Here is a 5,633-nt window from a genome sequence, read left to right as displayed (position 1 = left end):
CGGCCGGTGAACAGGGCAGGGTCGCGCGGCTCACCCTCCTCCAGCACCCCTGAACCTCCTCCAGCACCTCTCACCCCGCAGCTTCCTTAACCGCCCCTGCGGCGCCGGAGACAGGGCCGCGGCGGTCGGCCTACCGCTGGGTGCTCAGCGGACGCCGCGTGGGCGGAACTGGATGCTGACGCGCGGCCCCGTCGGTCGGGTGGACTTGGGGATGGCGTGCTCCCACGTGCGCTGGCAGCTGCCGCCCATCACCAGCAGATCGCCGTGGCCCAGGTCGTGGCGGATGGAGTGGCCGCCGCCTCGCGGGCGCAGCAGCAGGGAGCGCGGGGTGCCGACCGAGAGGATCGCGACCATGGTGTCCTCGGTGCCGCCCCTGCCGATGGTGTCGCCGTGCCAGGCGACGCTGTCGCGGCCGTCGCGGTAGAAGCACAGGCCCACCGTGCGGAACGGCTCACCCAGCTCGTCGTGGTAGTGGGAGTTGAGCGCCCGCATGGCGTCGTCGAGCACCGGGTCGGGCAGCGGCTCCTCCTCGTCGTAGAACTTCTGCAGCCGCGGCACGTCGACGACCTTGTCGTACATCCACCGCCGCTCCTCCCGCCACGGCACGACGTCCACCAGCCGGTCGAACAGCGCGTCGGCCCCCGCCATCCACCCCGGCACGACGTCGATCCACGCCCCGTGGTCGAGGATCGTCCTGCGGACCGCGCCCCCGAGCGGGCCCACGCCCATATCCTCGTCAAGACCGAGCAGAGACGCCTGGAAAACTGGCCTCATAATGCCGAGTGTATGTGACCCTTCAAACACCCATTCGACTGAACCCTAGGCGACTGACATGCGCTAACGTCTCACTAGTGGTATCCCGTTACATGGTCGGAGCCGTGGCCGCACGCACGGGCAACGAGATGTCCGGCCCCGCGCTCCTCCTCATGGGCCTGGCGATGACCGGCTCCCCCGTGGTGGCGTCGTGGCTGATGGCCGGGCTGACCGCCTCGGCGGCCGTCGGCGGGCCGTTACTCGGGGCCCTGCTCGACCGCGCCGAGCGGCCGGGCAGGATAGTCGGACGGTGCCTGCTCGGCTACACCGCGGGCCTGCTGGCCGTCCTGCTCGGCCTGGGACGGGTGCCCGACGCCGCGCTGGTCGCCGTCGCGGCGGTGGCCGGGCTGCTGGGTCCGGCGCTCACCGGCGGCTGGACCGCCCAGCTGCCGCTCGTCGTACCTCCGGAACGGCTTGAGCGGGCCAACGCCCTGGACGCGATCAGCTACAACGTGGCGGGCCTGGCCGGTCCGGCGGCCGTGGGCCTGGTGGCCGCGGCGGCGAGCGGGCAGGCGGCGATGGCGGTGTCCGTCGCCCTGCTGGTCGCGGCCGTGCCCGTGGCCTGGACGCTGCCTTCCCGCTCCCGCCCGACCGCCTCCGTACGAGCCGGGAGGGCTGCCCTGTGGCGGGACCTCGCGGCCGGGTTCGGGGCGATAGCCCGGAACGCACCCCTCAGGCGGGCGACCGCCACCTCCATGGTCTCGTTCTCCGGGGTGGCCATGCTGGTCGTCGGCGCGCCGATGCTCGGCTCGGCCCTGACGGGTGAGGCATCGCACGGAGCGCTGCTCCTCGCGGTGACAGCCGGCAGCGCGCTCGCCGCCAACGCGGCTCTGACCCGCCTCCGGGGCTGGACGACCAGCCCGGACGCCCTCCTGGTTGGCTCCACTCTGGTGCTGGGGGCGGCCATGCTGGTCGCCGCGGCCGCGTATGCCACCGGCCTGCCCGGTCTCGCCGTACTCGCCGCCGTCCTGGCGGGCGTGGCCGAGGGGCCGCAGCTCACGGCGCTGCTCGCGGTACGGCACCGCGAGGCCCCTCCCCACCTGCGCGGCCAGATCTTCACCACCGGCGCCAGTCTCAAGATCACCTCGTACGCCGTGGGCTCCGCCCTGGCCGGGCCGCTGGCCGCGTACGACGTGGGCGTCGCCCTGCTGGCCGGGGCGGCGCTCCAGGCGCTGGCCGGTGTCGCGTACGGGCTGCTGTCGCGGCCCTGAGGGTCGCTACGGCCTGCTGTCGCGGTCCTCAGAGCCGCTACGGCCTGCGTTCCGGCGCGGGCAGCGGGTCCTGGCAACCGCGCGTCAGCGCGCGCGACCTGTGGGCGGCCACGCGTTCGCGGGTGGCGCAGCGGGTGCTGCAGTAGCGGCGCGGGCTGCCTCCCCCGAGGTCCAGGTACGGCCGGCGGCACCCGGCCGAGGCGCACAGCCCGCCCGGGACCCGCTGGTGGTCGGCCAGCAGGACGGCCAGGGCCATGGCCGACGACGCCAGGAACCACTCCGCCCACGGCGCGTCGTCATGGCTGTCCACGTGCAGGTGCCACGCCGTCGTGCCCCCGTGGTCGGTGAGCCGGGGCCCCCGCCCGGTCTCGGCGAGGAGCCGGTTGAGCACCGCGGCGGCGGCGTCTGGGCCGGGTGCCGCGAAGACCTCGACCAGGCGTGCCGCCGCCTCCCGCATCGCCGCGACGTCCCCCTCGTCGAGGTACGGCCCACCGGCCTCGCCAGGCGGCGGCCCGCCACCGGCGCCCCCCTCGCCACCGGCGGCGGGCCGGCCACCGGCGTCGTCAGCACCGGTGGCGGGCCCGCCGCCTGGGGATGCCCTGCCCATGCTGCCGTGGAACGGCATCCCCGCCCCACCGGCGGCGGGCCCGCCCTCCCCGCCGGAGGGGGGTGTGCCCGTTTCGCCGTGGTCGCGCAGCACGCGGGCCACCGTCTCGGTGCACGCCTCCTCGTACAGCAACGCCACGCACAGGTCGACGGCCCGGGCCGCCATCGCCTTGGTCGAGTGAACCTCCACACACGCAGCGTATGTCGCGAGGAGGCGGTCACCCGCCGCAAGCGGCGAAGACGAACGTGTCCTTCAGGAGCGTGTAGCGGTCCCTGACCGTGACCTTCCCGGTGTCGATGTCGATCCGCACGATCGTCATCCTGTCGGGCCGGTCGTCGCGGTAGTCCAGCAGGTGCAGCGTCACCTCGGCCGGGCCGGTCCAGTCGATCATGTGCAGGTCGCCCTTGGGGAGCGCGACCCGGGTACGGCCGACGACCTGGTCGGTGGCCAGGTCGTAGCGGACGAGCCGCGGCCTGCCCGCCCGGACGAGGGCGGCCACGGTGCGGCCGTCGCCGGACAGGGCCTGCGGGCCGTTCGCCGAGACGATCTGCGGCGGCGTGGCGCGTGCCAGCCGCTCGCCGGTGTCGCTGTAGGCGGCCAGGTCGGACACCGCCTCGTCGGCGTCGATCCCGGTGAGCACCTCGCCGCCGTCGCCGCTGAACCCGAGCAACGTCTCACCGGCCGGCACCGTGCCGATCCGGGCGCCGGTGGCGGTGTCGAAGATCCGCGTGGGCGCCGGCCGATCCCCTCCGATGACGGCGGCCAGCCGAGCGCCGTCATCGGAGAGCTGGAGCGTCACGTCGTACTGCGCCACCCGGGGCAGCGCGTTCCCGGCCAGCGGCTCGACCCCGCCACCGAGGGTCCGGACGGCGAGCCGGCCCGACCTGGTGAAGTAGGCCAGCTTCCGGCCGTTCCCGCTGACCACGATGGGCGCGGTCGCGTCGGGGGCGGGTCTGCCCTTGGCGTCGAGGGCGACGGTCTGGGCGTCCGGCAGGCGCCGGATCTCGCCGCTGTGCATGAGGAGCCGCCAGTCTCCGCACGGCCGCTGCCCGCCGTCCTTCCTCGGGCAGCCTTTGACGGACACGTACCGGACGCTGTCGCGACCGTGCGCGTGGCCGTCCCCCGGATCCTGGCCGCGCCCCTGGCCGTGGCCGACGTGCTGTCCCTGTCCGGCGTGCCGCCCTTGCGCGTGCGCCGGAGCCGGGAAGGCCGCGCCCGAGGCCGCGGGAGCCGGGGACGCCTGCAGGACGGCCAGCGCCGCCGTGATGGCCGCGGTGCCCGCGGCGATGGTGATCCTCATGTCCGTCACTCCCCTGCGACGTGGTAGGCGTACGCGGTCCTGCTCGCGGAGTAGGCGTCGGTCCGTGTGACCGCGCCCGAGCCGACGTCGACGGTGAGCACCCGTACCACCGCCGACCTGCTGTGCTCGTCGCGTGGCACGAACGTGGCCGTGAGGGCGCCGCCGGCCGTCCAGCTCATGTGGGACGGCTCGGCGTCCGGGTTCAGCGCCAGGTCCACCCCGGCGGACAGCTCCCCGGTCTCCAGGTCGTAGATCCGCAGCCTGGGCGCCTTGCCACGGTCGGCGTTCCCCGCGACGAATACCGCGACGGTCCTGCCGTCGGCCGCCAGTGCCTCGTTGGCGGCGTTGGCGACGACCTGGGGCGGAGTCCGCCTGGTCGAGCCGCCGCCGAGCCGGTGCGCGACCATCGAGGTCGTGTTGTCCCGGTGGTGCCGGCGGGCCAGGATCTCGTCGCCGTCCGCGCTGAACGACGGATACTCGTCCCGGCCGGGGAACTGGACGGTCCGGCCGGTGGCGACCGTGACGACCTTGGTCGGCATCAGGGCCGCGTCGTCGAGGCGGTCGACCATCACCCGGTCGCCGGACGGCGAGAGCTGGAAGGCGATGCCCTCGGTGCCCGCGTCCTTCGGCACCAGCGACTCCGGCAGCACCGTGACGGGACCCCCGGCGGCCCTCCGGACCACGATGCGGTGGTCCCCGGCCCGCTCGTAGGCGATGACGCGGCCGTCGCCGCTGACGGCCAACCTGCCCTCCTCCTGCGTCCGCTCGCCGTTACCGCCTACCCGGGTGACGGCGGCGTCGCGGACGGCGAGCGTGCGGCCGTCCCGCATGACCAGCCGCCAGTGCCCGCAGGGGCGGGCGGTGTCGGTCTTCCTGTCGGTGCACGACTTGATCCACGCCGCGCGGGCGGCGGGCGGGCCGGTGCTCGCGTGGGCGGCGGGGACGGTCCCCAGCCCGCCTAGGACCGCCGCGAGCAGGATTGGGGCGGATGCCGAGGAGTGCCTCATGGCTGTGATCCTTTCGCTCACCCCGTTAGACAGGCGCCCGGGAGGGCGGGTTGATCACAGCTCGGCCACGGCCTGGCCGCGGTTCGGGACGTACGGTCCCGGACGAACTCGGGATCTCCGACGGCCGCTAGCTGTGCGGCTCGTAGGCGCGGATCAGCAGGTCCTCGGCCTCGTCGAGATAGGCGTCGAGGTAGGCCGCCGCCTCGTCGGCGCGGCCCGCCTCGAGAAGCTCCAGGAGATGGCGGTTGCGCTCGACGAACGGCTCGTGGAAGTCGCGCGGGTTCCGCATGACGTGGAAGACGAGCCGCAGCTCGGCGAGGAGCTGCCGCATCGCCTCGTCCAGCCGGGGGCTCTGGTTGAGGGTCACGAGCGCCTGGTGGAAGCGGATGTTGGCGGTGCCGACGCCCTGCCAGTCGTCCTGACCGGCGGCCCGCTCGGCGTCGGCGACCGCCTCCTTGATCAGCTCCAGCGCCCGCGCCGTGGGGACGCGGCGCACCGCCGCGCCCTCCAGGACGCGGCGCACCCGGTAGAGGTCCGCGACGTCCTCGGCCGACAGCATCCGCACGAACACCCCCCGGTTCAGCCGGTGGTGGAGGAGCCGCTCGTGGCCGAGCAGGCGGAACGCCTCGCGCAGCGTGTTGCGTGACACCCCGAGGGCCTCCGAGATGGACTCCTCGGACAGGCGCTGGCCGGGC

At 74.5% G+C, this 5,633-nt stretch carries 6 protein-coding genes; 1 reads left to right on the top strand and 5 read right to left on the bottom strand.

From position 1 onward, the window contains the following. Nucleotides 1–144: 144 nt before the first annotated feature. Nucleotides 145–774 (bottom strand): alpha-ketoglutarate-dependent dioxygenase AlkB, encoded by a 630-nt coding sequence (locus tag DAT37_RS12640; RefSeq protein WP_109524953.1) that lies wholly within the window; start codon nt 772–774, stop codon nt 145–147. A gap of 104 nt (nt 775–878) precedes the next feature. On the opposite strand from DAT37_RS12640, the gene DAT37_RS12635 reads away from it, so the two are divergent. Further along, entirely contained in the window at nt 879–2,024 is a 1,146-nt protein-coding gene (locus tag DAT37_RS12635; protein WP_198654229.1) for an MFS transporter, read from the top strand. A 37-nt stretch (nt 2,025–2,061) separates the two neighbouring features. On the opposite strand, the gene DAT37_RS12630 is transcribed toward DAT37_RS12635, so the two are convergent. The 4 genes from DAT37_RS12630 to DAT37_RS12615 all read right to left on the bottom strand — a co-directional run. Further along, the gene (locus DAT37_RS12630; protein ID WP_198654228.1) at nt 2,062–2,820 is read right to left on the bottom strand and encodes a CGNR zinc finger domain-containing protein; all 759 of its coding nucleotides are present in this window, start codon (nt 2,818–2,820) and stop codon (nt 2,062–2,064) included. 28 nt (nt 2,821–2,848) lie between these two features. Next, nucleotides 2,849–3,931, bottom strand: coding sequence for a hypothetical protein (locus tag DAT37_RS12625; RefSeq protein WP_109524951.1), 1,083 nt, complete (start codon nt 3,929–3,931; stop codon nt 2,849–2,851). 5 nt (nt 3,932–3,936) lie between these two features. Beyond that, nucleotides 3,937–4,938, bottom strand: a complete 1,002-nt coding sequence (locus tag DAT37_RS12620) for a TolB-like translocation protein (protein WP_109524950.1) — start codon at nt 4,936–4,938, stop codon at nt 3,937–3,939. Nucleotides 4,939–5,065: 127 nt separating this feature from the next. Next, the coding region (locus DAT37_RS12615) for a GntR family transcriptional regulator (RefSeq protein ID WP_109524949.1) at nt 5,066–5,633 on the bottom strand (568 nt) is incomplete at its 5' end.

Source organism: Nocardia aurea, assembly GCF_003123685.1.
GTDB classification, from domain to species: domain Bacteria; phylum Actinomycetota; class Actinomycetes; order Mycobacteriales; family Mycobacteriaceae; genus Nocardia; species Nocardia aurea.
The sequence above is the reverse complement of the archived record's forward strand: the minus strand, read 5'-3'. Positions and strand labels throughout refer to the sequence as shown.